The organism is Demequina maris, assembly GCF_000971155.1.
In the GTDB taxonomy this organism is placed as follows: Bacteria; Actinomycetota; Actinomycetes; order Actinomycetales; family Demequinaceae; genus Demequina; species Demequina maris.
In genome coordinates, this window is record NZ_BBLX01000002.1 from 160,284 (window position 1) to 185,088 (window position 24,805).

The 24,805-nt window shown below is 68.4% G+C and carries 25 protein-coding genes and 1 tRNA gene; 12 read left to right on the forward strand and 14 right to left on the reverse strand.

The annotated features are described in order from the left end of the window. Nucleotides 1-75: 75 nt before the first annotated feature. Complete coding sequence (locus AOM02_RS02975) at nucleotides 76-672, reverse strand: TetR/AcrR family transcriptional regulator (protein WP_062296491.1); 597 nt, start codon at nucleotides 670-672, stop codon at nucleotides 76-78. Nucleotides 673-780: 108 nt separating this feature from the next. Here AOM02_RS02975 and AOM02_RS02980 point away from each other — a divergent pair. The 3 genes from AOM02_RS02980 to AOM02_RS02990 all read left to right on the forward strand — a co-directional run bounded on the left by AOM02_RS02980 (nucleotide 781) and on the right by AOM02_RS02990 (nucleotide 3,015). Further along, nucleotides 781-852, forward strand: a tRNA-Gln gene (locus AOM02_RS02980). A 210-nt stretch (nucleotides 853-1,062) separates the two neighbouring features. Continuing rightward, on the forward strand, nucleotides 1,063-2,232 hold the full coding sequence (locus AOM02_RS02985) for a GmrSD restriction endonuclease domain-containing protein (protein WP_082104837.1): 1,170 nt from the start codon (nucleotides 1,063-1,065) through the stop codon (nucleotides 2,230-2,232). 90 nt (nucleotides 2,233-2,322) lie between these two features. Then, entirely contained in the window at nucleotides 2,323-3,015 is a 693-nt protein-coding gene (locus tag AOM02_RS02990) for a PIN domain-containing protein (RefSeq protein WP_062296492.1), read from the forward strand. 211 nt (nucleotides 3,016-3,226) lie between these two features. Here the strand turns inward: AOM02_RS02990 and AOM02_RS14025 are convergent, their stop codons facing one another. Both AOM02_RS14025 and AOM02_RS02995 read right to left on the reverse strand, forming a co-directional pair. Continuing rightward, on the reverse strand, nucleotides 3,227-3,745 hold the full coding sequence (locus AOM02_RS14025; protein WP_082104838.1) for an HNH endonuclease: 519 nt from the start codon (nucleotides 3,743-3,745) through the stop codon (nucleotides 3,227-3,229). Between the two features lie 321 nt (nucleotides 3,746-4,066). After that, nucleotides 4,067-4,984, reverse strand: coding sequence for an SRA domain-containing endonuclease (locus AOM02_RS02995; RefSeq protein WP_169746586.1), 918 nt, complete (start codon nucleotides 4,982-4,984; stop codon nucleotides 4,067-4,069). Nucleotides 4,985-5,193: 209 nt separating this feature from the next. Here AOM02_RS02995 and AOM02_RS03000 point away from each other — a divergent pair, with 209 nt between their 5' ends. After that, nucleotides 5,194-5,397 carry a hypothetical protein gene (locus tag AOM02_RS03000; RefSeq protein WP_062296497.1) on the forward strand — a complete coding sequence of 68 codons (204 nt, stop codon included), beginning with the start codon at nucleotides 5,194-5,196 and terminating at the stop codon, nucleotides 5,395-5,397. 141 nt (nucleotides 5,398-5,538) lie between these two features. Next, complete coding sequence (locus AOM02_RS03005) at nucleotides 5,539-6,720, forward strand: ATP-binding protein (protein ID WP_169746587.1); 1,182 nt, start codon at nucleotides 5,539-5,541, stop codon at nucleotides 6,718-6,720. A gap of 157 nt (nucleotides 6,721-6,877) precedes the next feature. Here AOM02_RS03005 and AOM02_RS03010 read toward each other — a convergent pair whose 3' ends face one another. From AOM02_RS03010 to AOM02_RS14035, 5 genes are all read right to left on the reverse strand, one after another. Next, nucleotides 6,878-7,681, reverse strand: coding sequence for a hypothetical protein (locus AOM02_RS03010; RefSeq protein ID WP_156156055.1), 804 nt, complete (start codon nucleotides 7,679-7,681; stop codon nucleotides 6,878-6,880). 370 nt (nucleotides 7,682-8,051) lie between these two features. Beyond that, the gene (locus AOM02_RS03015) at nucleotides 8,052-9,104 is read right to left on the reverse strand and encodes an AAA family ATPase (RefSeq protein WP_062296503.1); all 1,053 of its coding nucleotides are present in this window, start codon (nucleotides 9,102-9,104) and stop codon (nucleotides 8,052-8,054) included. Next, complete coding sequence (locus AOM02_RS03020; protein ID WP_062296506.1) at nucleotides 9,101-9,328, reverse strand: hypothetical protein; 228 nt, start codon at nucleotides 9,326-9,328, stop codon at nucleotides 9,101-9,103. The genes AOM02_RS03015 and AOM02_RS03020 overlap by 4 nt, the downstream gene beginning before the upstream one ends. After that, the gene (locus AOM02_RS14030; protein ID WP_082104840.1) at nucleotides 9,328-9,528 is read right to left on the reverse strand and encodes an excisionase family DNA-binding protein; all 201 of its coding nucleotides are present in this window, start codon (nucleotides 9,526-9,528) and stop codon (nucleotides 9,328-9,330) included. Before AOM02_RS14030 ends, AOM02_RS03020 begins: the two co-directional genes overlap by 1 nt. A 337-nt stretch (nucleotides 9,529-9,865) precedes the next feature. Beyond that, on the reverse strand, nucleotides 9,866-10,987 hold the full coding sequence (locus tag AOM02_RS14035) for a tyrosine-type recombinase/integrase (protein WP_082104841.1): 1,122 nt from the start codon (nucleotides 10,985-10,987) through the stop codon (nucleotides 9,866-9,868). A 290-nt stretch (nucleotides 10,988-11,277) separates the two neighbouring features. Between AOM02_RS14035 and AOM02_RS14725 the strand changes: the two genes are divergently transcribed. The 3 genes from AOM02_RS14725 (at nucleotide 11,278) to AOM02_RS03030 (ending at nucleotide 14,342) form a co-directional block, all read left to right on the forward strand. Beyond that, entirely contained in the window at nucleotides 11,278-11,646 is a 369-nt protein-coding gene (locus AOM02_RS14725) for an endonuclease domain-containing protein (protein WP_082104842.1), read from the forward strand. 153 nt (nucleotides 11,647-11,799) lie between these two features. Beyond that, entirely contained in the window at nucleotides 11,800-13,365 is a 1,566-nt protein-coding gene (glmU, locus tag AOM02_RS03025) for a bifunctional UDP-N-acetylglucosamine diphosphorylase/glucosamine-1-phosphate N-acetyltransferase GlmU (RefSeq protein ID WP_082104843.1), read from the forward strand. After that, nucleotides 13,362-14,342 carry a ribose-phosphate diphosphokinase gene (locus AOM02_RS03030; RefSeq protein ID WP_062296507.1) on the forward strand — a complete coding sequence of 327 codons (981 nt, stop codon included), beginning with the start codon at nucleotides 13,362-13,364 and terminating at the stop codon, nucleotides 14,340-14,342. Before glmU ends, AOM02_RS03030 begins: the two co-directional genes overlap by 4 nt. Nucleotides 14,343-14,406: 64 nt before the next feature. Here the strand turns inward: AOM02_RS03030 and AOM02_RS03035 are convergent, their stop codons facing one another. The 5 genes from AOM02_RS03035 to AOM02_RS03055 all read right to left on the reverse strand — a co-directional run bounded on the left by AOM02_RS03035 (nucleotide 14,407) and on the right by AOM02_RS03055 (nucleotide 19,207). After that, entirely contained in the window at nucleotides 14,407-15,675 is a 1,269-nt protein-coding gene (locus tag AOM02_RS03035; RefSeq protein ID WP_062296509.1) for a hypothetical protein, read from the reverse strand. 34 nt (nucleotides 15,676-15,709) lie between these two features. Then, nucleotides 15,710-17,029, reverse strand: coding sequence for a hypothetical protein (locus AOM02_RS03040; protein ID WP_062296512.1), 1,320 nt, complete (start codon nucleotides 17,027-17,029; stop codon nucleotides 15,710-15,712). Continuing rightward, on the reverse strand, nucleotides 17,026-17,565 hold the full coding sequence (locus tag AOM02_RS03045; RefSeq protein WP_062296514.1) for a sigma-70 family RNA polymerase sigma factor: 540 nt from the start codon (nucleotides 17,563-17,565) through the stop codon (nucleotides 17,026-17,028). Before AOM02_RS03045 ends, AOM02_RS03040 begins: the two co-directional genes overlap by 4 nt. Before the next feature lie 144 nt (nucleotides 17,566-17,709). Continuing rightward, complete coding sequence (locus AOM02_RS03050) at nucleotides 17,710-18,408, reverse strand: phosphatase PAP2 family protein (RefSeq protein WP_062296517.1); 699 nt, start codon at nucleotides 18,406-18,408, stop codon at nucleotides 17,710-17,712. A gap of 1 nt (nucleotide 18,409) precedes the next feature. Further along, nucleotides 18,410-19,207, reverse strand: a complete 798-nt coding sequence (locus AOM02_RS03055) for a DUF1206 domain-containing protein (protein WP_062296519.1) — start codon at nucleotides 19,205-19,207, stop codon at nucleotides 18,410-18,412. Nucleotides 19,208-19,384: 177 nt separating this feature from the next. On the opposite strand from AOM02_RS03055, the gene AOM02_RS03060 reads away from it, so the two are divergent. Next, nucleotides 19,385-19,993: a 50S ribosomal protein L25/general stress protein Ctc gene (locus AOM02_RS03060; protein WP_062296521.1), complete on the forward strand. Its 609-nt coding sequence runs from the start codon at nucleotides 19,385-19,387 to the stop codon at nucleotides 19,991-19,993. A gap of 10 nt (nucleotides 19,994-20,003) precedes the next feature. Next, nucleotides 20,004-20,648: an aminoacyl-tRNA hydrolase gene (gene pth, locus AOM02_RS03065; protein WP_082104844.1), complete on the forward strand. Its 645-nt coding sequence runs from the start codon at nucleotides 20,004-20,006 to the stop codon at nucleotides 20,646-20,648. Between the two features lie 14 nt (nucleotides 20,649-20,662). On the opposite strand, the gene AOM02_RS03070 is transcribed toward pth, so the two are convergent. Beyond that, entirely contained in the window at nucleotides 20,663-21,283 is a 621-nt protein-coding gene (locus AOM02_RS03070; RefSeq protein ID WP_062296523.1) for a hypothetical protein, read from the reverse strand. A 192-nt stretch (nucleotides 21,284-21,475) separates the two neighbouring features. On the opposite strand from AOM02_RS03070, the gene AOM02_RS03075 reads away from it, so the two are divergent. Together AOM02_RS03075 and AOM02_RS03080 are read left to right on the forward strand one after the other, a co-directional pair. Continuing rightward, nucleotides 21,476-22,228, forward strand: a complete 753-nt coding sequence (locus AOM02_RS03075; protein WP_228373079.1) for an HAD family hydrolase — start codon at nucleotides 21,476-21,478, stop codon at nucleotides 22,226-22,228. Then, nucleotides 22,225-24,744, forward strand: a complete 2,520-nt coding sequence (locus AOM02_RS03080) for a glycoside hydrolase family 65 protein (RefSeq protein WP_062296525.1) — start codon at nucleotides 22,225-22,227, stop codon at nucleotides 24,742-24,744. Before AOM02_RS03075 ends, AOM02_RS03080 begins: the two co-directional genes overlap by 4 nt. Nucleotides 24,745-24,805: the final 61 nt, after the last annotated feature.

Below are 24,805 nucleotides of genomic sequence, written 5' to 3' on the forward strand. Positions count from 1 at the left end.
CCCCACGGGCGCCCTTCCGCACACTACGACGCGGCGGTGCCGCCGCGCATTCCCAGGGACGATGCGCGGGTGGCGTCAGTCGGAGGGCAGGTCCGGCCGGCGCTCGAGCGAGGACAGCCCGTTCCAGGCGAGGTTGACGAGGTGCGCCGCGACCACCTGCTTCGACGGCTCGCGCACCTCCGCCCAGTGCTGGCCGGCGAGCGCGACCATGCCGACGAGCATCTGCGAGTACACGGGCGCGACGGCGGGGTCGAGGCCGCGCTTGCGGAACTGGTCGCCCAGCAGGCCCTCGACCTGCGCGGAGACGTCGCCGAGCAGCGACGAGAACGTGCCCGAGGCCTGCGCGACCGGCGAGTCCCGCGCGAGGATGCGGAAGCCGTCGGGGGAGTCCTCGATGTAGCCGAGCAGCGCGAGCGCCGCGCGCTCGACCAGCTGGCGGGGGTGCGCCTTCTGCGCGAGCGCGCCGGTGAGGGCGCCCAGCAGAGCCTCGACCTCGCGGTCGACGATCACGGCGTACATGCCCTCCTTGCCGCCGAAGTGCTCGTAGACCACCGGCTTGGAGACGTCCGCGCGCGAGGCGATCTCCTCGACGGACGTGCCCTCGAAGCCCTTCTCCGCGAACAGCGCGCGGCCCACGGTCAGCAGCTGCTCGCGACGCTCCCGCGCGGTCATGCGGGAGCGGGGGCTGCGGCGGGGTTCGATGGTCACAGGCTCAAGTGTGCCGTGAATCCTGGCAGACTTGACGCCCGGGTGCGGCGAGCCGTGCGGCCGTCGCCCCGTTCCGCCCTGGTGTAACGGCAGCATGCGGGCCTTTGGAGCCCTGCGGTAGAGGTTCGAATCCTCTGGGCGGAGCCTTATTTGCCAGGCAGTATCTTTCCTCCGGCTCCTTGCGTGCAATTAGCGTGCGTCTGCTTCTGGTGGCGTCTGCGGCCTATTTGGGAGCGCCCCGAGGTCATTTCGGCCTGTTCGCGGCGTGGGCCGCGAGATGTGTCACACGATGCGGGTTTCCTACGCGCAACGCTGTATGTTTCGGGAAGTTGTGGAATTGCTGAGGGGGCAAACATGGCAAAGACGTCAGCGGGCGGGTGTCTCACCTCGTGGCCTGTGATCGTTCTCGGATTCATCCTGGGAGTCGTTCCCGGCGTGATTCTGTTGTGGCTGCGGCCTGGCACGCGTGTGAAGACGAAGCTCATCGCGACCGCTGTCGCCGTCCCTGTCTTCTTCATCGCGCTCGCCGTCAACGGCGGCGAGTCCGACTCGACCACCGATGCGGCCGACGAGCCCGTCGCGGTCACCACTCCGTCGGCAACTCCCACCGAGTCCGCGGAGCCGGTTGCGTCGCCCGTCGCCGGCGAGAGCGAAGAACCGGAACCCGAGGAGACCAAGACCGCGGACCCCGTCGTCGGGCAGGTCGCAACCTTTGAGGCTGAGGCAGACGCGACTACAGCCGAGACGGCGGCGCTCGCGCTGACCGTCAAGGGTCGTGCTGCGAAGACCGGCTACTCGCGTGAGCAGTTCGGTGACGGCTGGGTGGACGTCGACCAGAACGGCTGCGATACGCGCAACGACATGCTCAAGCTTCGCCTCACGAAGAAGGACATGTCGGGTAGCTGCAAGGTGCTGTCGGGCACCCTCGACGACCCGTACACCGGCCAGTCCATCGTCTTCGAGTACGGCGGCGCGAGCGAGGTCGACATCGACCACATGGTCGCCCTGTCGGACGCATGGCAGAAGGGTGCCGCGAAGTGGAAGTTCGCGAAGCGTGTGGCGTTCGCCAACGACCCGCTGAACCTTGAGCCCGTCGACGCGGGAGCGAACCGCCAGAAGGGCGACGGCGACGCCGCCACGTGGCTTCCGTCGAACAAGTCCTACCGCTGCGAGTACGTCGCACGTCAGGTTGCCGTGAAGACGAAGTACGGCGTGTGGGTGACGCAGGCGGAACAGGACGCAATGCTGCGCGTGCTCGACGACTGCCCCGACTATCTGCTCCCCGGGCCGGGCGATCAGCCTGTGATCGCCAAGAACACGGGCGGCCCTGCGCCGGAATCCACGCCGAAGAAGACCAGCACCCCGAAGCCTGCTGAGACAACCGCGCCAGCTGAGCCGGAGACGGACCCGCGCTACCCCTACTGCAAGGACCTCCCGTCCGGATACGGTCCCTACTACAAGGGCACCGACCCCGAATACGCGTGGTACACGGACCGAGACGGAGACGGAATCGTCTGCGAGTAGCGCCTGCATCAACGGCGCCGGGTCACGGCTCTTGAGGAAATCGCAAGCAGCGTCCGTGGGGAACGCAGGCGCGAGCGGTAGGCTCCCGAGGTGAATTCGCCTGCCGGTCGCCTCTACATCGACGGATACAACCTCTACAAGAGCGCACTTGAGCGCGAGCCGAGCCTCAAGTGGCTCGACCTCGAAACCCTGGCTGACGCTTTAATGCCAGGGGTGCGGGTGGATCGCGTCTTGTACTGCTCCGCGGAGGCAATGCCCACGAAGGCCGACCCACACGCCAAGAAGCGTCAGGCTCAATACTGGCGCGCGCTCACGCAGCGAAACGGCAGCCGCGTCGTGGTGGTGCGGGGCAAGCACCAAAGGCGAAAGTTGTCCGGCGCTCCTGTGAGAGACCCCGAGCGGTACTGCTTGGCGGGTGGGCCAGCGGACTGCCGCTGCTGCGCCGACGCAACTTGGCACATCAAGCGCCGCGAGGAGAAGCAGACTGACGTGAACCTCGCGATCCGGCTGGTGCAAGATGCGCTCGAAGGGAAGATTCAGCGCGCAGCGATCATCTCCGACGATACGGATCTTCAGGGTGCCATCGATCTGCTCGCAGCGAATGCCGCGACAAAGCACATTCCGGTCGACGTTTTCAGCCCGGCGAGGCTGGGGTCGAAGGCTCCGCTCAAAGGCGCAACGAACGGTGACCTGACGGAGGAAGCCCTGCGTGCAGCTCAGTTCCCAGCGACGGTGAGCCTACGAGGTCGAGCCGCCGCCGTTCGTCCCGCTGAGTGGCAGTAAAAGCGAAACCGGACCCCTCTAGTGAGGAATCCGGCTCCCCCCGCATCAATGGATGCGAGTGCTTGCCTGAACGATACATCAGCACGATTGCCGCGTCCACCTTGGCCATCCGCGCGAGTCCGTTTGCGCGATCTGCGCTCGCGCCGAGGTTCGAACTGCATGCCGTGTTGCCGAGCGCGGTGCTACGCGCGACCGCCTTGTATGCAATGCCTTAGCCGAGTGTCGCTCCCTTGGAGCGGTTGCACGGCTCGCAGAGAAGTTGGATGTTGCGTTCAGTGTTTGCGCCGCCCATCGACACGGGAATGATGTGATCAAACTCGAGGTTCTCGTTTGACCCGCACTCGGTGCAGCGCCCCCTATCACGCTGCCAAACGGAGTGACGCACTTCCTTCGCAATTGCCTGTCGCGCGGACGAGCTTGACGGCGTGTCTGCTTGCTCGCTACGTGCCCGAGCGCGAGCGAGGCGTGCGCGCTCCCGACTCAGCCGCTCGTCTATCAAAGCTCGGACATCCGTTGGCGACAGATTCTCAGTGGCCGTCTGCTTGTAGAGCGAGCCCTCGAAGTGCCAGTACGTCGCACCTTCACACCAGATCTCCGTCGGCTCTTCGCCCCTGATCTGCGCACGTGATCTTTGCCGCACACTGCCTTCGTACTTGCGTTTACCGACGCGCCACTTCACGCCGGTCAGAAAGCCCTCTCGGTAGTGAGTCGCATTAACAACACGCAGCATGGGCGCCAATGCTAGTCAATTGCGTCCCGAAGGGGGGCAGCCCGTGGCAGTTCGGATGCAGCTGAGATGTCTCTGCCTTGTCGCGTTCGTTTCCTTCTGACGCCAAGAGTGCTGGCATGCGCACAAGGTTGCGCGAGACGTGTACCGCAGGCACTGCTGCGCGAGTCCCGCGGCCGGCCTGCTCTGGAGGCGCCTGCCCCGCCTGAGGTCACTCAAATGGGCCATGTCGACTTCAGGTCGAACCCGCGCTCTTCGAAGCGGGCGAAGCGTTTCATTCCCATCGCGGAGCATTTCCAATCGTGTCCCGAATGTCGCGCGTCGTCACTCGAATGTGAACGGGCCCGCAGCAGTATGGAAGGTCTCGCCGTCGCGCCACACCGCTGTCGCGTTGCCGCGAGTGATCAGGTCCAGGAGATCGCTACGCGGCCTGTTGGGTAGCAGCACGGCGTGCCGCGTTTCGGGTGCGAATCGGCCGTAGTCGATGAGCTGCCCGAGCGCCATGCGAATGCTCTCGCGCGTCACGGTTCCCTTCGCTTCAACGAGCCAGCCAGAGTCGAGGTTGACGTCGGTATAGATTGGCCGCGCTTCACCTGGCGGAATCACGCGCAAGCGTCCATGCGCGACACCGGCAGCACGCGCTCGCGCGCAGAACGCCCTCACTAGTTCGGCTTCCACTCGCTCGGCCGTGTACGGCTCGCGGGATGGATTCACGACAGCGCGCTCTGTCTTCGAGTCTTCAACCGGAACTTCCGCAATGCGAGGCTGCGTCTCGGGTGCGTCCGTCAAGGACGATTTCACGGGCTCACCCCTGTCGACTTCAGATAGCGGCTTGAGGACGAAGACGATCACGCTCCGAATAGGTCCGCCGCCGGTCTCAGGGGCGTCCGTGCGGTACCAGTTCTCGCACGTGAACTCGCCGACGTAGTCGACGGTGCCGCCCGCGCCGTAGAACAAACGAAGCGCACGTTGCTCCAACTGGTGGTCGCGCACCGACCTGTTGCCGCCCTTCATCTGTTGGTCGCCGAGCTGGCCCTCGCCGGTGTAGTGGAAGCACCCGTCTTCCTTCCACCCGTCGTAGTAGCCGTGCTGCTCTCCTGAGGCGGGGTCAGTAAAGAGGAAGACGTTCGGAGAGGCCGCGGACGGGCTGATCCCCTGCTGGCGGCGCCCCCCGTAGGTGGCGTGTAGGTCGGTGCGCTTGACGGTGCTCCCCGGCTGCAGGCTGAACTGGCTAACCATCATTTCCCCTTCTGACTTGCATCGGCCGACCGATGCTGAGCTGACTCTGAAGACGGATATCCAACTATCATATCCAAATCGAGGGTCAAAAAAAAGGGTCCGATTGCTGTATGCGCTTCGTTTGCCCGAAGACCCGTGGCCGCAGCGGTTGCGCGGTTGTCGTACGAGAGGCGTGCCGGTCGACTGTCTGAGCCCAGTGCCAGGATCGGTCCATGAACTGGACGGACTGGCTTGACCTCGGGATTGATCTATCGCCGCGCAAGGTGATCCGCGCGGCCCTGCTCGTACTCCTTGGGGCAATGATCATCTTCAACTGGTACGAGCCCATTTGGTGGTACGGCAACGCGAAGGCTGAAGAGATCATGAGCGCAGTCTCGTCGTTGCTCGCTCCGTCTCCTTCGCCGCTCGCACCCTGACGGTCAGGCGCGCGAAGTGCCCGAGCATTGGCCGCGCGCAGGCAGCGAAGCCCTGATGTGGGCGGGAGCTCTGACGTTGTCGTTGGTCAGGCGCCAAAGAAGGAACATTACAGAGAGGCTGTAATGTGCTTAGGTGGTCGCGTGACTCGAAACCCCTATCGTCCTGGCGTCGGTTTGCAGCCGCCGTTTTTGGCCGGCCGCGACCAGAACCAGAAGGACTTCGAGCGCGTCCTGAGTCGTGCTCCTGAGATCCCTGGCAACGTTCGTATGACCGGGTTGCGCGGTGTCGGCAAGACGGTTCTGCTGCAGCGATTCGCCGAGATTGCCGACGAGCAGAACTGGGCGACGATCGCCGTCGAGCTCGAAGCGCGCCATTGTGATGACACGGCCTTTGGCAGCCTTGTTGGCGCCAAGGTCAGCGAACTCGAAACGAGGCTGTCGCGAATTGAGCGCGTGAAGCGCGCGGTCAGTGGTGCGGTCCATACCGCCCGCCAAGCTGTGACGGTGTCTTACGAGGGTTTCGAATGGAGCGCCGCGGGTGACCTCGATAGGAGCACTGCTGCAATTGCGGATTCGCTGGCCGCGGGCGTCGACGCCTCGTTGAAGGCGGGGAAAGAAGGGCTCGTCTTGCTGTTCGACGAAGCTCAGGTGCTCGTCGATGACAAAGATGCGAGCGGTTCTCACGCGCTGTCGGCGATCGTCGCAGCAGTCTCGACAATGCAGAAGGAAGCCGCTCCCATCTGTCTAGTTCTCTGCGGCCTGCCGACATTGGCTGTCAATCTCCTGGGGGCGCGAACCTACACGGAACGCATGTTCCAAGGATTCAAGATCGATTCGCTGAAGGCAGAGCCTGCCCGCGAGGCGTTCACGCGACCTCTGCGCGATACAGCGATTTCGCTCGAGCCGCGACTAGTGGACCGTGTGCTGACCGAAGTGGATGGCTACCCCTACTTCATCCAGCTGTGGGGTGCCGAGCTCTGGGATGCGGCAACCTCGGCGGATGAGAGCACACTTACGGTGGAACTGCTCGATGCTATAGAGGAGCAGATCTACGAACGACTCGACCTTGATTTCTATGACCCGCGAGTCGAGTCGTTGACCCCGGCGGAGCAGGACTTGCTGATGGACACGGAGGAGTGTGCGTATCCGCCGCTTGCGGTGGCGGACCTGAATGCTGTGTCCCCCAAGACCTCGGGCAACGTCAACGTCTTGCTTGGCCGGCTGGTGAAGGCGAACGTGATCTACCGTCAGCGGAAGGGCGAGTACCTCTACACCGCGCCAGGCTTTCGGGACTACCTCTCGCGGCGCAAGCAGCGCGAGTAACGCTCGCCTTAGGCTCGTGAGCGGGCTGGGTTTCCGTGGCCGCCAAGGCAGCGAAGCGTTTGACCCTCCGCACTTCTCTGCGCCCTCCCCGGCGGTCACACGCGACCAGGGGGGAGGGGGTTCCCCCCTGGCCCTGCGCGATGGCGCCGTGACTCCTTCAGTCCCTAGCGTTGTCCTCGGGATCGATCGGTTCGAGGCGATACGCGATCAGCGCTCCGGGTACAGCGACCTGGCGGTACTCGACGGGCTTGGGCATTCGGTACGGCCTGACCCGTGCGAGGGCCGGCGCCGCCAGCTTCGCGCCGACCTCAACGAGTGCACCCCAGCGGCCGGCGCGTCCAGTAGTGGACTGCCAGGCGTCCCATACGCGGCGCCGATGCGCGCCTCGGGCGTCGACGGTGAGCGCCAGTTGCACCGTCGCATGGTCCGTGTTCTCGATGCCTGCGAGGTTGGCGACTTGGCCGAGCTGGTCGGCTGCCTGCTCTAGCTTCTTCACGAGCACCGGCACGGACGCCCAGGCGTTCGACACGGTCTTGGGCTGGCGCATGATCGCCTCGGGGGCTGCGTCGGGGTCGGCTGCGCCGAGGGCTTTCGTCAGTTGCCTGGCGACATCGTCGTATGCCTCGCGAGCCTGGTCGTAGTTGGCGTCGGCGGTGTCTGCGTAGGTGTGAAGGAGCGCCGGCAGGATTCCCGCTGCAATCCGCCGCTTCACCTCTGCTCGCGCTGCAGGCGTGGCCAGTGCGTCAACGAGTGCGGCTGTACGCAATATGGCGAAGTCAGCGTCTCGGCCGGACACAAGACCATCCACGATGGCGTCGGTCGCGCTGGGACCCGGCGTACTGAATTCATGCCATCGATCACGCAATGCGCGGTGCTCGGCTGATTCGGTCGCGCCGCCGGCGACTGCCTGGTCAACGCGGGCGAGGTGTCGTGCGACCGCCAACGTTGCGTCGCCTGCCATCGGCTCACTCATTGGCGTGGCTCTGGGCGTTTAGGAGGGCTGCGAGCGCTGCTGCGAACCCAGGAGCGTTGAGGGCTTGCGAGCCGTCGCGGCCGGCGAGCTTGGCGTCAATTGCGTCTTCAATTCGATCTTTCATGGTTCTATCTCCACTTGGTAGTTGGTGTTGTTGATGACCGCGCGCGCGTGGGCGCACTTGGCGTATTTGGAATCGCCGCACTGCTCGCAGTGCCACGTGTGGCGTCGCTGTCGTATTCGCACTTCTCGGTCAAATGCGAGGCGGACGATCGCGAAGGTGTCGGTTCGACCCACGCTTCGGAGCCAGACCTGGGCGGGGATCATCGGCGCCCCGTGAGCTTGAGTGCCATTGGGGTCACTCCCAGTGCTCTGCAGGTGCTGTCCCGAGCGTCCCCTTGTCCCATCGGTTGCTTTCGAATAACTCCGCTTGGGACGCTGGGACGGTCGGGACACTCTCGTATAGGCCCCGCTCGACTCGCCTGACGCGACCGCTTTCTGCGAGCCGGGCAAGGTAGCGCCGGGCGTCGTGGATGCCGAGGGCGATCTCGACCTTCTTCGCAGATGTTGGAGCCGCCTGGCGGGTCAAGTAGGCGACGATCGCTGTGGATCGCTCGGATACGCCGTCGACGGTCGCCCTTCTCGTTGCCGCGGTCGCCGCCTCGGACAAGCTGTCGCCGTCCAACGTCCAGCGCCCGGATTCGCTGCGCACGGCGAACTCGCTTTCGGGAACGTCCCGGCCGCTGACGCGAAGCACGCCCGTGGTCTCATTGCGCGGACGCTCCAGGTTGACCGTGAAGTCGGCGGCGCCGTTGAGTCCGTTCGTGCCGCTAGTGGAGTCCATCCAATCGACGGACCCTGCCTTGCGCGTGTGATGTACCACGAGCAGGCACGTGCCGGGGTGGTCGTCGGCGATGCGCTTCAGCGCTGAACCGATCCGGTAGTCCCGTTGGTAGGCGCTCTCGCCCGGCCCCGCCATCGGCATGACCCTCCCGAGTGTGTCGAGTGCGACCAGCGGATTCAGGCCGCCGTGCAGTCCCAGCCACGCCTCGATGACGAGTGGCACGTCTGCTGGCTGCGCCTTCGTCAGGTAGTGCAGGTTCGCTGGGATCGGAACATCAGGGCCGAGAAGGTGTCGCGCGCGAGACTGCATGCGGCGATCGCCGTCCTCGAGCGCGAGCACCAGTACGGGCCGAGCTTCGCCGGTGTCCACGACGCCGAACGCGGGCAATCCGCTCGCGACGGCTAGCGCGATTCCATAGACGCACCAGCTCTTGCCGGCCTTCGGAGGGCCGGTCAAGATGCCGAAACCTTCGGGAAGGATTCCGGGCACCGCCCAGCTGATTACGGGAAACTCTTGGCGGTCGAGCCAGTCACCTGTGCGGATGTCGGCGAGGAGTGAGTCAATCACGACGCTCGGCTCTCAGTATCGCCGGAGTTTGAGAAGCGGGCAGCCAGTTCCCATGCTTGCCATGCGACAGGCGCGGCTTGCGGCGAGTAGCCGACCATCGCGGCCACGCTCGGATCGTCAGCATGAGCGAGTAGCCGCGCGTAGCGGTCGAGCTCGGCGGGCTGCATGCCGTAAGTAGAGGGGAGCGCCCGTTGCTCTGGGTCCTCATGCTCCTGCATCGCCATCAATTCAGACTGCCCATTGGAATCAGGGAACCTTCGAGCTGGTCGCGATCGACTCGAATCAGGCGGCCGTGTCCTGGAGTGCGGTAGGCGACGATCGCGCCCTCGGCGATTCGGCGCCGGACTGTCTTTGCCGAGCACCCGAGATAGGCGGCAGCTTCGGCGACGCTGATAAGTGAGCGCGGACATTCAAAGCGCTTCATGTTTATTTGCTCCTATGCAAATTGGCGGAGATATGTAGCTCCTCGGCCTTTGCGGCGTCGGATCGGGGCGATAGGCGCAGCCCGTCGGCTAAGGCGCTTGGGGCCACGACCGCCCGTATGTGTTATTTAGCTCCCAGGAAGGGCCGATTCAAACCGCGTCGCGTGCAGCGCGTGGACAACCGTGGACAGCCCGTCGACGACCGTGGACAACCTGTCGACGACCGTGGACAACCTGTCGACGACCGTGGACAACGCGTGCATTCGTATGGATGACAAAGGGCGGTGTACCGAGTCGCGACCCTGCCGCTCGCGTTTGGCGCCGCACGCTGCGTCGCAGCTAGTCAGCCTCCGTCGCGAGGCGCGACAGCGATTGCGCAATTGCTCGATCGCGCGTTTCGTCCGCGTGCTGGTAGACCATCATTGCGGCTGGCGAAGCGTGGCCTGCTCGGCGCATGAGCTCTGCCGTCGTGGCACCTGCGCGCGCAGCCAGGGTGAGGCCCGTGTGCCGCAAGTGGTGAAACTTCAAGTCCGGGCGTCCTGCAGCCTCACGCGCGGGATGCCAGTAGCGGTACCAAGTCTTGTACGGCATTTGGCGGTTGTCGTTCCCCGGGAAGAGGAGTGCATCGCGTCCCGGGCCCACATGGTCTGCCATGTGCTCAGCAAGTTCAGGCAGAACGTGTGGAGGCAGTGCGACGGCACGGCGACCGGCTGACGTCTTGGGAGGTCCGACTTCCGGGCTGCCGTTCGGCCACCCGACCGCGCGCTCGACCCGAACCGTGCCCGCGCCGAGATCGACGTCCCGGCGCCGCAGTTCGGCGAGTTCGCCGTACCGAAGGGCCCCCCATGCTGCGAGGGTCACCATGGCGCCCAGCCGATCGGGGAGGGCAGCGCGTATCGCGTCAAGCTCGGCCAAGGTGGCGATGGTCGGTTCGGGAGCACGCCGCCTCGTCCCTGCGTCGGTGACCTCGCACGGATTCGCATGGAGCTTCCGCTCGTGAACCGCGGAGCCGAGGATCGTGCGAAGTAGGGCGTACGCGTGAGCTCGTCGAGTAGGAGCGTCGGGCTTGAGGGAGTAGTACCAGTCCTCGACGTCCTCGGGGCTGACCTCGGCTAGGTAGAGCTCACCGAAGGTCGGGTACACGAGCCCGTTCAGCAGGCGTCGGTAGAGCGCCAGAGTCGACGGTCGGAGTGGTGCGCCCTTCACCGTGCGCCGAGTGAGCCAGCGTTCGCTGTACTCGCGGACCGTTTCTGGTCGTTGCGCAGGTCGCCCGCGCGACCATTCGCCGCGTTCAATGCGGATGCGTTGCGCCGAGAGCCATGCCTCGGCGTCGAGCTTAGAGGTGTACGTGGTGTCGGCCGTGTGGCGAGCCCCGTCTGGGCCGGCGTAGGACGCTTGCCAGCGGCCGGAGGGGAGCTTGCGAACAGCGCCCCAGCTCCTGCGTTCGCGTCGCGTGACCATGGCTTCTCCGTCGTGCAACTTCCGTGCAATAACATTGTACGCTTCTGGCTCCTGTTGTCCGCTGCTGACCTGTGACCATTCGCGCAATATCGTCAGCTGAACAGGTAAAACGGCTCGTTAACCTGAGATTCGGGCGCTGCGCGTGCGAGAGGTTCGAATCCTCTGGGCGGAGCCGCGCGTCCCGGGACGATGCGCGCAATTGAGCACTCCTCCACATTGACAATAAGCGGCCCGACGATGCTTCCTTAAGACGGGGCTCGGACGAGTGCCGCCCCGGGTGGAGCAACCCCATGACCTCAGACGTCGGAGAGCCGATCTATGGCAACACCTCGCGTCTTGCCCGATACGGGATCACGGTCGAGGAGTACAGAGGCCTGTGGTTCCGTCAAGGGGGCCGCTGTGGGGTCTGTCGACGTCAGTTCACGAAGCCCCCGTCAGTGGATCATGACCACCTCACTGGGCGCGTCCGAGGGCTTCTTTGCAAGTCGTGCAATGGAGCGATCGCCAATTTCGGTCGCTACGACTTCGGAGGGCGATTTGCAGCGGCGGCGGCACGCGTCCGTGCCAACGCGGACCTGGAGCAACGGTCGAGCGACGGAGACCCGACGCGCGCTCCCGGTGGTTCTAGCGGCACGCGGAACACGCAAGGTTCTACTTGAGTCTCGATGCGCCAACGACAGGTCCGACGACGCCAGCGGTCAGCGCGCGTCCCGGGACGATGCGCGCGCATCAGGGCGTTCACCGAACGCTAGACTTGGCGAGTCCAGCCTTCATGCCCCCTGACCGGGGTGCGCCACGTGTGAGGAGATCCGGTGACCCCGACCCCACCCGCAGCCGTGATGATCCTGGCCGCAGGGGCGGGTACCCGTATGAGGTCCGCCACGCCCAAGGTGCTGCACCAGATCGCCGGCCGCTCGCTCGTCGCGCACGCGCTGGCCGCCGCCGCCGAGCTCGACCCGGGACGCACCGTCGTGGTCGTCCGCCACGAGCGCGAGGCCGTCGCGTCCCACATCACCGACGTCGCGCCGCACGCGCTGATCGCCGACCAGGACGCCGTGCCGGGCACCGGCAGCGCCGTCCGCTGCGGGCTGTCGACCCTCGACGCCACCACCGTCGCCGCGGCCGTGGCCGCCGGCGCGATCGGCGACCGCGCGGTCCTCGACAACCAGGTCCAGGGCTCGGTCGTGGTCACCAGCGGCGACGTGCCGCTGGTCGACGGCGCGCTGCTCGGCTCGCTCGTCGCGGCGCACGAGGAGCAGGGCAACGCCGTCACCGTGCTCACCGCGGAGGTGCCCGACGCGACCGGCTACGGGCGCATCGTCCGCGACACCGACGGCGCCGTGCTGCGCATCGTCGAGCACAAGGACGCCCCCGCCGAGGTCCGCGCCATCCGCGAGATCAACGCCGGCATCTACGTCTTCGACGCCGCGGGCCTGCGCGACGCGCTCGCGCACCTCACCACCGACAACGCCCAGGGCGAGCTGTACCTCACCGACGTGCTCGCGCTCGCCCGCGAGGCCGGCGGCCGCGTGGGCGCGCTCGTCGCCCCGGACGCCTCCGCCGTCGAGGGCGTCAACGACCGCGTCCAGCTCGCCGCGGCCGGCGCGGCCCTCAACCGCCGCATCGTCGACGGCTGGATGCGCGCGGGCGTGACCGTCGTCGACCCGGCCACCACGTGGATCGACGCGGATGTCGAGCTCGAGGCGGACGCGACCGTCCTGCCCGGCACCCAGCTCCACGGCGCGACCTACGTCGCCGCCGGCGCCACCGTCGGCCCCGACACCACGCTCACCGACGTCGAGGTGGGCGAGGGCGCCACCGTCACGCGCGTGCACGGCTCGCTGGCGAAGATCGGCCCCGGCGCGACCGTGGGCCCGTTCACCTTCCTCCGTCCCGGCACGGTGCTCGGCAAGAAGGGCAAGATCGGCGCCTTCGTCGAGACCAAGAACGCGACCATCGGCGCGCACTCGAAGGTGCCGCACCTCAGCTACGTGGGGGACGCCACCGTCGGCGAGCACTCCAACGTGGGCGCGGGCTCCATCTTCGTGAACTACGACGGCGTGACGAAGTCGACCTCGCACGTGGGCGACCACGTGCGCATCGGCTCGGACAACACGCTGATCGCGCCGGTCGAGATCGGCGACGGTGCCTACACGGGCGCCGGCGCGATCATCCGTCACGATGTCCCCGCGGGAGCGCTCGCGCTCAACGCGGTCTCGCAGCAGGTCGTGGAGGGGTGGGTCGAGCGTCGTCGCCCGGGCACGCCGTCCGCCGCCGCCGCACGCGCTGCACAGGACGCAGACGACTCCCGCGGACTATCGTCGGGGGCACAGGAGGAGCGAGCGGCCGCGGCCGCCGACCACAAGGGAGAAGCATGAATGCCGTGATCTCGAACCCGAGCGAGCGCCGCCTGGTCCTCGCGGGCGGCCGGGCGCACCCGGAGCTCGCGGAGGCGGTCGCGAAGAACCTCGGGATCGACCTCCTGCCGACCACCGCGTACACCTTCGCCAACGGCGAGCTGTACGTGCGCTTCGGGGAGTCGGTGCGCGGCGCCGACGCGTTCGTCCTCCAGTCGCACGCGGCGCCCATCAACGAGGCGATCATGGAGCAGCTCATCATGGTCGACGCGATGAAGCGCGCCTCGGCCAAGCGCATCACCGTGATCATCCCCAGCTACGGCTACGCCCGTCAGGACAAGAAGCACAAGGGCCGCGAGCCGATCTCGGCGCGCCTCATGGCTGACCTGTTCAAGACCGCCGGCGCGGACCGCGTCATGTCGGTGGACCTGCACACGGCGCAGATCCAGGGCTTCTTCGACGGCCCCGTCGACCACCTGTGGGCGATGCCGATGCTCGCGGACTACGTCAAGAGCCGCACCTCGCCGGGCAACCTCACCATCGTGTCGCCGGACGCCGGCCGCGTGCGCCTCGCCGACCAGTGGTCCGACCACCTCGGCGCCCCGCTCGCGATCATCCACAAGCGCCGCGACCCCTCGGTCCCCAACCAGGTCAAGGTCCACGAGCTCGTCGGTGAGGTCCAGGGCCGCACCTGTGTGCTCGTCGACGACATGATCGACACCGGCGGCACCATCGTGCAGGCCGCCGAGGCGTTGTTCGAGAACGGCGCGAAGGACGTCATCGTCGCCTCGACGCACGGCCTGCTCTCGGGCCCGGCCGTCGACCGCCTCTCGAAGTCGGGCGTCTCCGAGGTCGTCATCACGGACACGCTGCCCATCTCCGAGGAGAAGCAGTTCGACAAGCTCACGATCCTCTCGATCGCTCCGCTCATCGCGCGCGCGGTCCGCGAGGTCTTCGACGACGGCTCGGTGACGTCGCTCTTCGACGGCGCCGTCTGAGCCTTCACGCTTCACGCGGACGGGGCCCGCGCATCATGACGATGCGCGGGCCCCGTCTCGCGTGTCAGCAGGCCACGCGCACCGAGGCGCGGCCGTCGACGACCACCCACCACCCGTAGCCGTCCGCGGCCGGGGTGCCGAGCATCATGCGCTGCTCGCGATAGTCCTCGAAGGAGTGCACCCCAGCATCCGCGAGCCATCCCAGCGTGTTGGTGGCGGCGAAGTCGTAGAACGCGTGCGCGAGGTCGTTGTCCGACGTCGGCGTGTACCAGGGGAGGCCATGCGAGCCCTCGACCGGGATCCACTCGGCGGGGTCTGCCCGGGTGTCGAGCGAGGCGTACTCCATGACGTTCGCGCACCCCTGGTCCAACATGTCGCGATAGACGCGCCCGTCCGCCGCCGGCTCGTCGGTGCCGAGCGGATCGAGCACGATCTCGACGCCGAAGCCGAACGGGTACTCGAGGAAGTAGTTCACGTTCTCGACGCGGTCCGCCACGACGAGACCGAGCTCGAGGCCGGCCACCACGCGCGGGTCCGCCGGATGCGCTGCAGCGTCCTGCGCGTAGTAGGTGCCGTGGGAATCGTCCCATCGGCTGGCTCGGCGGACGACGCTGATCGCGCCGTAGGTCGCGACGGGCGTGTACTCGGGACCCTCGAAGCCGTCGGCGAGACCGGCGACCGACGTACCGCGCTCCCTCGGGTCGATCGTGAGTCCATCGGGTCCGGTCAAGGTCGCGGGAAGCGACAACGAGTCGTAGTAGCGCTCCGATGCGGGAAGCCCCGTGGCGGTGTCCCCGCTGGGTGCGGGGTCGCTGGGCAGCGGCGAGCTCAGCTCCCTCGCCGCCCCGTCGGGAGCGACCTCGACGATCGACAGCGGGGTCAGGAAGCCGCTGGGCACCAGGATCCGAGAACCGTCGCGGTCGCCGACATGCCACCACTGGTCGACGGGGAAGTACGGGTCGACGCCTGTCGGCGCCTCGACCTCGACGGGCTCGTCGAGCCACACCTCGCCGGTGGCGGGGTGCTCGGCGCGGTACAGCGCCTCCTCGTCGCTCATGCCCGGGTTGCGACCCTCGTAGCTGACGGGCTCGGGCGAGGGGGTGAACGATGCGCTGGGTGTCGGTGTCGGTGACGGCGTCGCGCTGGCGCTCGGGCTCGCCGAGGCCGACGGCGTCGCCGCCGGCGCGGGCGAGCCCGACGTGATCGCCCACGCGGTCACGCCCAGCGCGACGACGGCCGCTGCAGCCGCCGCCGCGATGAGCACGGCTCGCTTGCGCGAACCGCCCGGCTCGGGTCCGGTCGCCGTCGTCTCGTCCGTCGCCTCGTCATTCATCGGTTCCCCCATCTCCGGCGCAGTGCCGTCCGTCTCAGCAACCCTGGCGGATCGAGCCCTCGGACCGGATCGTCACCCACCACCCGTAGCCGTCGGCGGCCGGGGTGCCGAGCATCACGCGCTCGGCCAGGTAGTCATCGAAGCTCCGCACGCCGATCTCGTCGAGGCGCGCGCCGCCCTCGGCCTCGGCGAGGTCGTAGAAGGCGCGCGCGAGCTCGTTCCCACGAGTCGGAACGTACCAGGGAGTTCCGTCCGAACCGCCGACCTCGACCCAGTCGGCGGGATCGGCCTGCGTGTCCAACGCGCCGTACTCGTGCACCGTGCTGCACGCGAGGTCGTGCAGGTCCACGTAGCGGTAGTCCTCGCTCCGCAGCCGGTCGGTGTCGAGCGGGTCGAGCGAGATCTCGGTGCCGACGCCGAACGGGTACTCGAGGAAGTAGTTGACGTTCTCGGTGCGGTCGATGGCGACCTCGTCGACCGTGCGAGCCGCGACCACCGCGGGGCTCTGCGCGTCGTAGTCGTCGAACTGGGAGAAGAACGATGCGTACGAGTACTCCCACGTCTCGCTCCTGCGCACCACGCGGCTGCCTCCGAAGGCCGTGACCTGCTCGTACCCGGGCCCCTCGAAGCCGCCGTCGAACGCCAGGACGAACGAGCCGCGGTCGCGCGGATCCATGGCGAGGCCGTCGGGACCGGTGAACGTCGCCGGCAACGCCATCGAGTCGTAGTAGACGTTCGACGCGGGCAGCCCCGTCCGGGTGGCGCCGCTGGGAGCGGGATCGCTCGGCAGCGGGGCCGCCACCTCGGTCACGGTGCCGTCGTAGGCGACCTCCACGATCGCGAGGTCCAGGTAGGCGCCGGTAGGCACGAGGATGGCGGCGTCCTCACGGTCGCCGACGTGCCACCACTGATCGGCGCCGTACCCGGAGACCCCGGCCGGCGCCTTGACCTCGATCGGCTCGGGGAGCCAGACCTCGCCGGTGGCCGGGTGCTCCGCGCGGTAGAAGGCCTCGCCGTCGGTCATGTCGGGGTTGCGGCCCTCGTACGAGATCGGCGCGGGCTCCGCGGTGACGGACGCGGACGGCGTGGGCGTGGGCGAGGGCGAGACGGACATGGACGGCGAGGGCGCGACAGCGGGTGCGATGTCGGGCTCGCTGGGGGTGAGGAGGAGCCACGCGCCGGCGGCGAGCACGGTCGCGGTCGCGAGCGAGCTGGAGCCCATGACGATGGCGCGCCCGCGTCGGTGGACCTTGACGGAGCGCACGGCGGCGGTCTCGTCGAACTCGTCGGCGTGGCGCAGGGAGGCGGCCAGCTCGTGGTGACGCTGGTGGAGGATGTCGCGCAGCTCGGTCATCGTGCGCTCCTCTCGGTCATGGGGCTGGTCTCGGTCTCGACGTCCTTGAGGTCGGTGCCGAGGTAGGCGTTCATCGTCTTGAGGCCGTCGGACACGTACCGCTTCACGGCACCTTCGGACAGGCCCAGGGTGTGGGCCGTCTCGCGTACCGAGAGGTCCTCGAGGTGTCGCAGCACCACGCAGGCCCGCACCCGGGGCGGCAGCTGGGCCAGCGCATCGTCCACCGTGTGGGAGGCGACGATGCGGTCGGCGGGGTCGGGCAGGATCTCGCCGGCGGCGTAGCGGCGCATCCGCTCGCGGTCGGCCTTGTCCTTGCGCAGCGAGTCGATGTACTTGGTGGCGATCGCGCGGCGGACGTACTGCTCGGCCTGGGCGAGGCTGTCGAAGCGGCGGTTCTTGGAGAACACGGCGACGACGGCGTCCTGAACGAGGTCGTCCGCGAGCGAGGGGCCGGCGAGCATCGTGGCGAACGCGAGCAGCCGGCCCATGCGCTGGCTCGCGAGGTCGTGGAGCATCGGCTCCCACGTGACGGTCATCGTCCTGTACCCCCAGTCATGACCCCAGAACGGAGCCACGCCCCGATCGGTTGGGCGCGAGTCTGCCAGGGGCGCGCCGCATCGGCCCTATCCAGGCACGATGGTGTGCGCGAAGTCACACGCGCGGGGCGCGGGGACGATGCGTCAGCGGGCTGCGGGGACCTCGTCCGTGGGGGCGTCGGCGGGCGCCGGCTCGCGCGCGGGCATCCACGTCCACGCGATGAGCGCGCACGTCGCGCCGACCACGAGGCCGGCGAGCACGTCCGTCGGGTGGTGCATGCCGCGGTAGACGCGGCTGAGCGCGACCGCGACCGGCATGGCCGCGCAGATGACGATCACCGTCACGCGCAGGACGCCGTTGCGGATGCGCGTCGCCAGCAGCGCGAACGACAGGTAGACGCTCGTCGAGGCGCCGGTGTGGCCGCTCGGGAAGCTCGCGGTCGGGGGAGCGTGGTCGAGCTGGTCGACGTCGGGACGGTCGCGCCCCACCACCATCGAGCTGGTGAGGAACACGATCGCCTCGAGCGACAGCGCGACCAGCGGCACGATCGCGAGCCACCACTGGCGCGAGGTCCACCAGACGATGGCCGAGACCACGATCGCGGTGGCGATCACGACCATGGTCGAGGCGGCGCCCGACACATAGGTCGTCACGGTGTCGAGCGCGGGGACGCGCAGCTCGACGAAGCGCTCGTTGATCCCGTTCTCCGGGATCTCGGCGAGGAGGAGGCCGATCCCGACCACGGCGACCCACAGGATCGCGGCCGGAAGCAGCACGCGGCGCGCGAGCGCGCCGGGGACGTCTCGAGGTGCGGGCGGCGTCGCGCCCGGTCCGCTGACCACGTCACATCCTCGCGTAACGGGCGCGGGCGAACGAGTACAGGCCGTACGCGGCGAAGCCGAGGCCCACCAGCACCACGACCACGGGCCCGCCCGGCGCGCCGAGCAGCCACTCGACGGCGCCGTCGACGCCCTTGGCCTTGTCGGGGTTCGCGGCGACCGCCGCGGACACGAACAGGAGTCCCACGACGCCGAGCGCGACGCCCTTCGCGATGTAGCCCACGGTGCCGAGGCCCTTCACGCCCGTGCCGAGGTGCTCATGGCCGGGCAGGGCCCGCAGGTCCTCGAGGAACTTCTGACGCGCGCCCTTGACCACGTGATAGACGGCTCCGGCGATGATGCCGAGGCCCACGGCGCCCACGAGCAGCCGTCCGGCGGGCGCCTGCATGAGCGTGCCGGCGAAGCCCTGCGCCTGCTGGTCCCCGTTCTTGCCCGACGAGCCCATCGCCACGGACGCGGCGGTGAAGGCCAGCGCGGCGTACATCACCGCCTTGCCTCCCGCCTTGGCGCGGTCCTTCGCGTCCTCGCTCGAGCGGAGCGCGTCGGCGGCCTGCCACAGGCCGAGCGCGAGGAACGCTGCGGCGGCGGCCCACAGGATCACCGCGCCGAGCGGGTTGTGGCCGAGGCTCGCGAGCGCGTGGCTCTGGTCGGCCTCCGCGTTCGCCCCGAACCCGATCTTGACGATCAGGAAGCCGAGGACGATGTGGAGGACGCCGGAGACGGCGTAGCCGGCACGGGCCGCCTTCTCCCAGATGTCGCCTGAGGTGCCGGAGCGGGGACTGCTCGTCGCGGAGGTAGACATGCCAGGCACAACCGCGCCCGACCTGTCCGCATTCCTCGGCTGGCGCATCGTCCCCCCGGCCAGGTATAGTTGTCCGGTTCCTCGGCGAGGGAGGCCCTCGGGCTCTCCGTGATCGACGCGGCAGATGCGAGATGCCCTGCCTTGCCGTGGCCCCATCTGACGTCAGAGGAGAATCGAATGTCCGACCAGCTCACGCTCGCCGCCGAGAAGCGCACCGAGTTCGGCAAGGGCTACGCCCGCCGCGCCCGTGCCGCCGGCAAGATCCCCGCCGTGCTCTACGGCCACGGCACCGACCCGGTCCACGTGCTGCTCCCGGGCCACGAGACCATGATGGCGCTCAAGCACTCGAACGCCCTCCTCACGATCGAGCTCGACGGCTCGTCGGAGCTCGCGATCGCCAAGGACGTGCAGGTCGAGCCCGTGCGCCGCCTCATCGAGCACGTCGACCTCCTCCTCGTGAAGAAGGGCGAGAAGATCACCGTGGACGTGCCCGTGCACGTCACCGGCGAGTCCTTCGCGGGCACCATCCACGTCGTCGAGCACGCGTCGCTGCAGCTCGAGGCGGAGGCCACCCACCTCCCCGAGTCGGTCGAGGTCTCGATCGAGGGTCTCGAGGAGGGCGCGGTCGTCCACGCCAAGGACGTCGTCCTCCCCAAGGGCGCCTCGCTCGTGACCGACGGTGACGCCACCGTCGTCACGATCTCGGTGCCGCGTGGCGCCGGTGCCGAGGAGGAGGCGGCCGAGGAGGCCCCCGCCGCCGAGGCCACCGAGACCGCCGCGGAGTAATCTCACACCGATGCTCGCCCGGCTCGCCCGACTGTGGGCGGGCCGGGCGTCGTCGTCTTACGAGCACACGGAGGAGGAGCTGGTGACGAGCCTGGTCATCGGCCTGGGCAACCCGGGCCCCGAGTACGCGGAGACGCGCCACAACGTCGGCCAGATGGTGATCGACGAGCTCGCGCGCCGCGGCGCATCGTCCCTCTCCGTCTCCAAGAAGACCCACACCCGCAACGCGACGGTGCGGCTCGCGGGCGGTCCCGTGGTCATCGGCTGCCCGATGTCCTACATGAACGTCTCCGGCGGGCCCACGTCGTCGCTCGCGAAGTACCACTCGGTGTCGCCCACCGACGTGATCGTGATCCACGACGAGCTCGACATCCCCTTCGGCACCGTGAAGATCAAGCGCGGCGGCGGCTCCGCGGGCCACAACGGCCTCAAGGACGTCACGAAGGCGCTCGGCACGCCCGACTACGTGCGGGTGCGCGTCGGCATCGGCCGCCCGCCGGGCCGCATGGAGGCGGCGACGTTCGTGCTCAAGCCGTTCTCCGCGGCCGAGCGCAAGGAGCTGCCGTTCCTCGTGGACGATGCGGCGGACGCCGTCGAGGCGATCCTCGAGCACGGCGTCGAGGCCGCCCAGATGAGGTTCCACACGAAGGGCTGAGCCCGTCGGGCTCCTCAGTCGACGAGGTGCGCGCCCAGATGGTGGGCCAGGTCCGGCCCGAGCTCCATGGCCTGCTGCATCGACAGGGTCACGCCGCGTAGGCCCGCGGCCTCGACCACCCGGCCCAGCGACGTGCGCGACACGTCGAAGCCGTCGACCTCGGCGCGCGACGGCACCAGCTCCTCGATCGAGCCGCCCACGATCGAGACCTCCTTGAGGCGGCTCCCGGCGAGGTCGAGCAGGCCGATCTGCGAGTCCACGATCTCGAGGCGGCGCACCTTGGCGTCGCGCAGCGACAGCACGTCGATCCGTGAGGCCGCGATGCGGTGCACCGAGACGTCGGCGCCGTCCATGAGCAGCGCGCCGATGCGCACCCCCTCGACGCGGCCGGAGAACACCCGCGCGCCCGGCAGCGCGAGCGTCGCGAACGAGGATCCCAGCAGCGTGGTGCCGGTGACGCGCAGGTTCGGCAGCCTGCACTCGCCGCCCTGACAGTCGCTGAACATGCACTCGAGCAGCTCCACCGAATGCGCCTCGAGGTCGCCCAGGAGCCCGCCGTCGAGGTGCCGCTGCTCGAGCACGGCGCCCGACACGATCTCCTCGGCCTGCATCGGCTCCAGCGCCTGCGTGTCCACGTTCCCCACTCTACGGAAAGTCCAGGTCCGTGCATCGTCCCCGGTGGCGACGGGACTTCCTCGACAGCCCTGCCGGGCGGGTGGCTACTATCGAGGTGACGCGGCCGTCCCCCCTCATGAAACATCCAGCGGGGCGAACGCGTTCGACCGGGTGCACGGCATCCGACCGAACCCGAGCTGGAGGGAGACCCCGTGACCCCCGAGACCGCCCCCTGGCGCCTGCCCCAGGTGCCCGACGCGAGCTTCGCCGCCGCACTGTTCGACCTGGACGGCGTGCTGACGCCCACCGCGGACGTGCACATGGACGCGTGGAGGCGGATGTTCACGGACTACTTCGAGGCGCACGGGATCACCCCGGCGTACACGGACGCCGACTACTTCCAGCACGTCGACGGCAAGCCCCGCTACGACGGCGTGCGGTCCTGTCTCGCGTCGCGCGGCGTGACCCTCCCCGAGGGCACGCCGGACGATGCGCCGGGCACCGAGACGATCTGCGGCGTGGGCAACACCAAGAACGAGGCCTTCGCGGCGATCCTGCGCGACGAGGGTGTGACGCCGTACCCGGGCTCGGTCGCGCTGATGGACCACCTCGAGAGCATCGGGTGCGCGATGGCGGTCGTGTCGAGCTCGCGCAACGCGCCGGCGGTGCTCGAGGCCGCCGGGCTGGCCCACCGCTTCGAGATCGTCGTGAGCGGCCAGGTGGCCGCCGACCACGGCATCGCGGGCAAGCCCGCGCCCGACACCTACCTCTATGCCGCGGAGCTGCTGGGCGTGCCGAAGGAGAGCGCGGTGGTCGTCGAGGACGCCATGTCGGGCGTCCAGGCCGGCAAGGCGGGGGAGTTCGGGCTCGTGGTCGGGGTCGACCGCGGCGCCGGGGCCGACGAGCTGCTCGAGGGCGGCGCGGACATCGTGGTCGAGGACCTGAAGGAGCTGGTGCAGGCATGAAGGTGGCGCAGCGCGCGCTCGGCGACACGACCGCGCCCGACTATGTGGACCGGCTGAGGTTCCCCGCGGACCCGTGGCGGCTCGTCGAGACCGAGTTCGGCTCGGAGGACATGGGCACCACGGAGACGCTGTTCTCGCTCGGCAACGGCTACCTGGGCCTGCGCGGCAACATCGAGGAGGGGCACGATGCGTACGCGCACGGCGCCTTCATCAACGGCTTCCACGAGACGTGGCGCATCCGTCACGCCGAGGAGGCGTACGGCTTCGCGCGCACCGGCCAGACCATCGTCAACGTGCCGGACCCCAAGATCATCCGTCTCTACGTCGACGACGAGCCGCTGCTGCTGTCCGTCGCGGACCTGCCCGAGTACTCGCGCACCCTCGACATGCGCACCGGCGTGCTCACGCGCGACCTGCTGTGGCGGACGCCGGCCGGCAACCGCGTCCGCGTCCGCTCGCGCCGCATGGTGTCGTTCCAGCAGCGCCACCTCGCGATCATGCAGTTCGAGGTGACGCTGCTCGACAAGGAGGCGCCCATCGCGGTGTCGTCGCAGCTGCTCAACCGTCAGGCGGGCGCGGACGAGTACCGGTCGTCGCCGGGCGGCGGCGTGGGCTTCGACCCGCGCAAGTCGGAGGCCTTCAACGAGCGCGTCCTCGAGCCGCGGCTGCACCGCTCGCACGGCGACCACCTCATGCTCGGCTACCAGTGCGTGAACTCGGGCATGACGCTCGCGGTCGCGATGGAGCACACGTACGACTTCGACGGCGACGTGCAGACCGAGACCGAGATCCAGCCGGACTACGCGAAGCAGGTGTTCCGCTTCCACGCGCAGCCGGGGCGCACGTTCAGCCTCACCAAGGTCGTGACCTATCACACGTCCCGCGTGGTGCCCGCGCGCGAGCTCGGCGACCGCTGCCACCGCACGCTGTCGCGCGTGCGCAACGAGACCGTCGAGAAGCAGTTCGCGGACCAGGAGGAGTGGCTCGCGGACTTCTGGAGGCGCTCGGACGTCGAGGTCGACGGCGACGACCGCGTCCAGCAGGCGATCCGCTGGAACCTCTTCCAGCTGGCTCAGGCCGCCGCGCGCGGCGACGGCCAGGGCGTCGCGGCCAAGGGCGTGACGGGCTCCGGCTACAGCGGTCACTACTTCTGGGACACCGAGATCTACGTGGTGCCCTTCTTCGTCTACACGTCGCCGGGGATCGCGCGCAACGCGCTGCGGTACCGCTTCCGGATGCTGCCGAAGGCGATCGAGCGCGCGGGCGAGCTGGCTCAGCACGGGGCGCTGTTCCCGTGGCGCACCATCAACGGCGAGGAGGCCTCCGCGTACTACGCGGCCGGCACCGCGCAATATCACATCGACGCGGACATCTCCTTCGCGATCGACAAGTACGTCAAGGCCACGGGCGACGACGAGTTCCTCGCGCGCGAGGGCATCGACATCCTCGTGCAGACCGCGCGCATGTGGGCGGACCTGGGCTTCTGGCGCAACATCAAGGGCGACGGCTCGAGCTTCCGGATCCATGGCGTCACCGGCCCGGACGAGTACACGACCGTGGTGAACGACAACCTCTACACGAACGTCATGGCGCGCTTCAACCTGCGCGCCGCGGCGGCGGCGGTGCGCAAGCTCGCCTCGATGTGGCCCGACCAGTACCGCAAGATGGTCGCGCGACTCAACCTCGAGGACGCCGAGGTCATCGAGTGGGAGTCCGCCGCCGAGTCGATGGCGATCCTGTGGGACGAGGACCTGGGCATCCACCCGCAGGACGCGCTGTTCCACGAGCGCGAGCTGTGGGACCTCGAGAACACGCCGCCCGAGCAGCGCCCGCTGCTGCTCCACTTCCACCCGCTGGTGATCTACCGCTTCCAGGTGCTCAAGCAGGCCGACGTGGTGCTCGCGCTGTTCCTCCAGGGCGACCAGTTCTCCGCGGAGGAGAAGAAGGCCGACTTCGACTACTACGACCCCATCACGACCGGCGACTCGACGCTGTCGGGCGTGGTGCAGTCGATCATGGCGGCCGAGGTCGGGTACCACGAGCTCGCGCTGCGCTACTTCTGGGACGGCCTGTTCGTCGACATCGCGGACCTGCACTCGAACACCGCGGACGGCGTCCACGTCGCGTCCGCGGGCGGCGTCTGGTCGGCGCTCGTGCACGGCTTCGGCGGCATGCGCGACTACGGCGGCGTGCTGTCCTTCGACCCCCGCCTGCCGGCGTCGTGGCCCGAGATGCGCTTCCGCCTCACGCAGAAGGGCACCCGCCTGCTGGTGGCGCTGCGTCCCGACGAGATCGCCTTCACCGTCGAGGAGGGGCAGGGCCTCACCGTGATGGTGCGCGGCGAGCGCGTCAGCGTGCTGCGAGGCGAGGACGTCACGGTGCCGCTCGCCGACCAGGGACCGCGCATCGACGGCGCCCCCGACGCCTCGGCCTTCCACGGCACGATGCGCTCGGACGGCTCGGTCGTCACGGCGTCGCTGCCCGCGGTGGTCGACGGCGACAGCGAGATCGACTGACGGGTCCGCGCCGCCCTGTGGACAACTGTCCGGATTGTCCGGTTCGTTGTCTGAGGGCGGT

What these genes read in the sequence shown, in the direction of transcription:
- AOM02_RS02975 (WP_062296491.1), bottom strand. Translation starts at nt 672, where the DNA reads ATGACCGCGCGGGAGCGTCGCGAGCAGCTGCTGACCGTGGGCCGCGCG.
- AOM02_RS02985 (WP_082104837.1), top strand. Translation starts at nt 1,063, where the DNA reads ATGGCAAAGACGTCAGCGGGCGGGTGTCTCACCTCGTGGCCTGTGATC.
- AOM02_RS14025 (WP_082104838.1), bottom strand. Translation starts at nt 3,745, where the DNA reads ATGCTGCGTGTTGTTAATGCGACTCACTACCGAGAGGGCTTTCTGACC.
- AOM02_RS02995 (WP_169746586.1), bottom strand. Translation starts at nt 4,984, where the DNA reads ATGATGGTTAGCCAGTTCAGCCTGCAGCCGGGGAGCACCGTCAAGCGC.
- AOM02_RS03000 (WP_062296497.1), top strand. Translation starts at nt 5,194, where the DNA reads ATGAACTGGACGGACTGGCTTGACCTCGGGATTGATCTATCGCCGCGC.
- AOM02_RS03010 (WP_156156055.1), bottom strand. Translation starts at nt 7,681, where the DNA reads ATGGCAGGCGACGCAACGTTGGCGGTCGCACGACACCTCGCCCGCGTT.
- AOM02_RS03020 (WP_062296506.1), bottom strand. Translation starts at nt 9,328, where the DNA reads ATGGCGATGCAGGAGCATGAGGACCCAGAGCAACGGGCGCTCCCCTCT.
- AOM02_RS14030 (WP_082104840.1), bottom strand. Translation starts at nt 9,528, where the DNA reads ATGAAGCGCTTTGAATGTCCGCGCTCACTTATCAGCGTCGCCGAAGCT.
- AOM02_RS14035 (WP_082104841.1), bottom strand. Translation starts at nt 10,987, where the DNA reads ATGGTCACGCGACGCGAACGCAGGAGCTGGGGCGCTGTTCGCAAGCTC.
- AOM02_RS14725 (WP_082104842.1), top strand. Translation starts at nt 11,278, where the DNA reads ATGACCTCAGACGTCGGAGAGCCGATCTATGGCAACACCTCGCGTCTT.
- AOM02_RS03030 (WP_062296507.1), top strand. Translation starts at nt 13,362, where the DNA reads ATGAATGCCGTGATCTCGAACCCGAGCGAGCGCCGCCTGGTCCTCGCG.
- AOM02_RS03035 (WP_062296509.1), bottom strand. Translation starts at nt 15,675, where the DNA reads ATGAATGACGAGGCGACGGACGAGACGACGGCGACCGGACCCGAGCCG.
- AOM02_RS03040 (WP_062296512.1), bottom strand. Translation starts at nt 17,029, where the DNA reads ATGACCGAGCTGCGCGACATCCTCCACCAGCGTCACCACGAGCTGGCC.
- AOM02_RS03045 (WP_062296514.1), bottom strand. Translation starts at nt 17,565, where the DNA reads ATGACCGTCACGTGGGAGCCGATGCTCCACGACCTCGCGAGCCAGCGC.
- AOM02_RS03055 (WP_062296519.1), bottom strand. Translation starts at nt 19,207, where the DNA reads ATGTCTACCTCCGCGACGAGCAGTCCCCGCTCCGGCACCTCAGGCGAC.
- AOM02_RS03060 (WP_062296521.1), top strand. Translation starts at nt 19,385, where the DNA reads ATGTCCGACCAGCTCACGCTCGCCGCCGAGAAGCGCACCGAGTTCGGC.
- pth (WP_082104844.1), top strand. Translation starts at nt 20,004, where the DNA reads ATGCTCGCCCGGCTCGCCCGACTGTGGGCGGGCCGGGCGTCGTCGTCT.
- AOM02_RS03080 (WP_062296525.1), top strand. Translation starts at nt 22,225, where the DNA reads ATGAAGGTGGCGCAGCGCGCGCTCGGCGACACGACCGCGCCCGACTAT.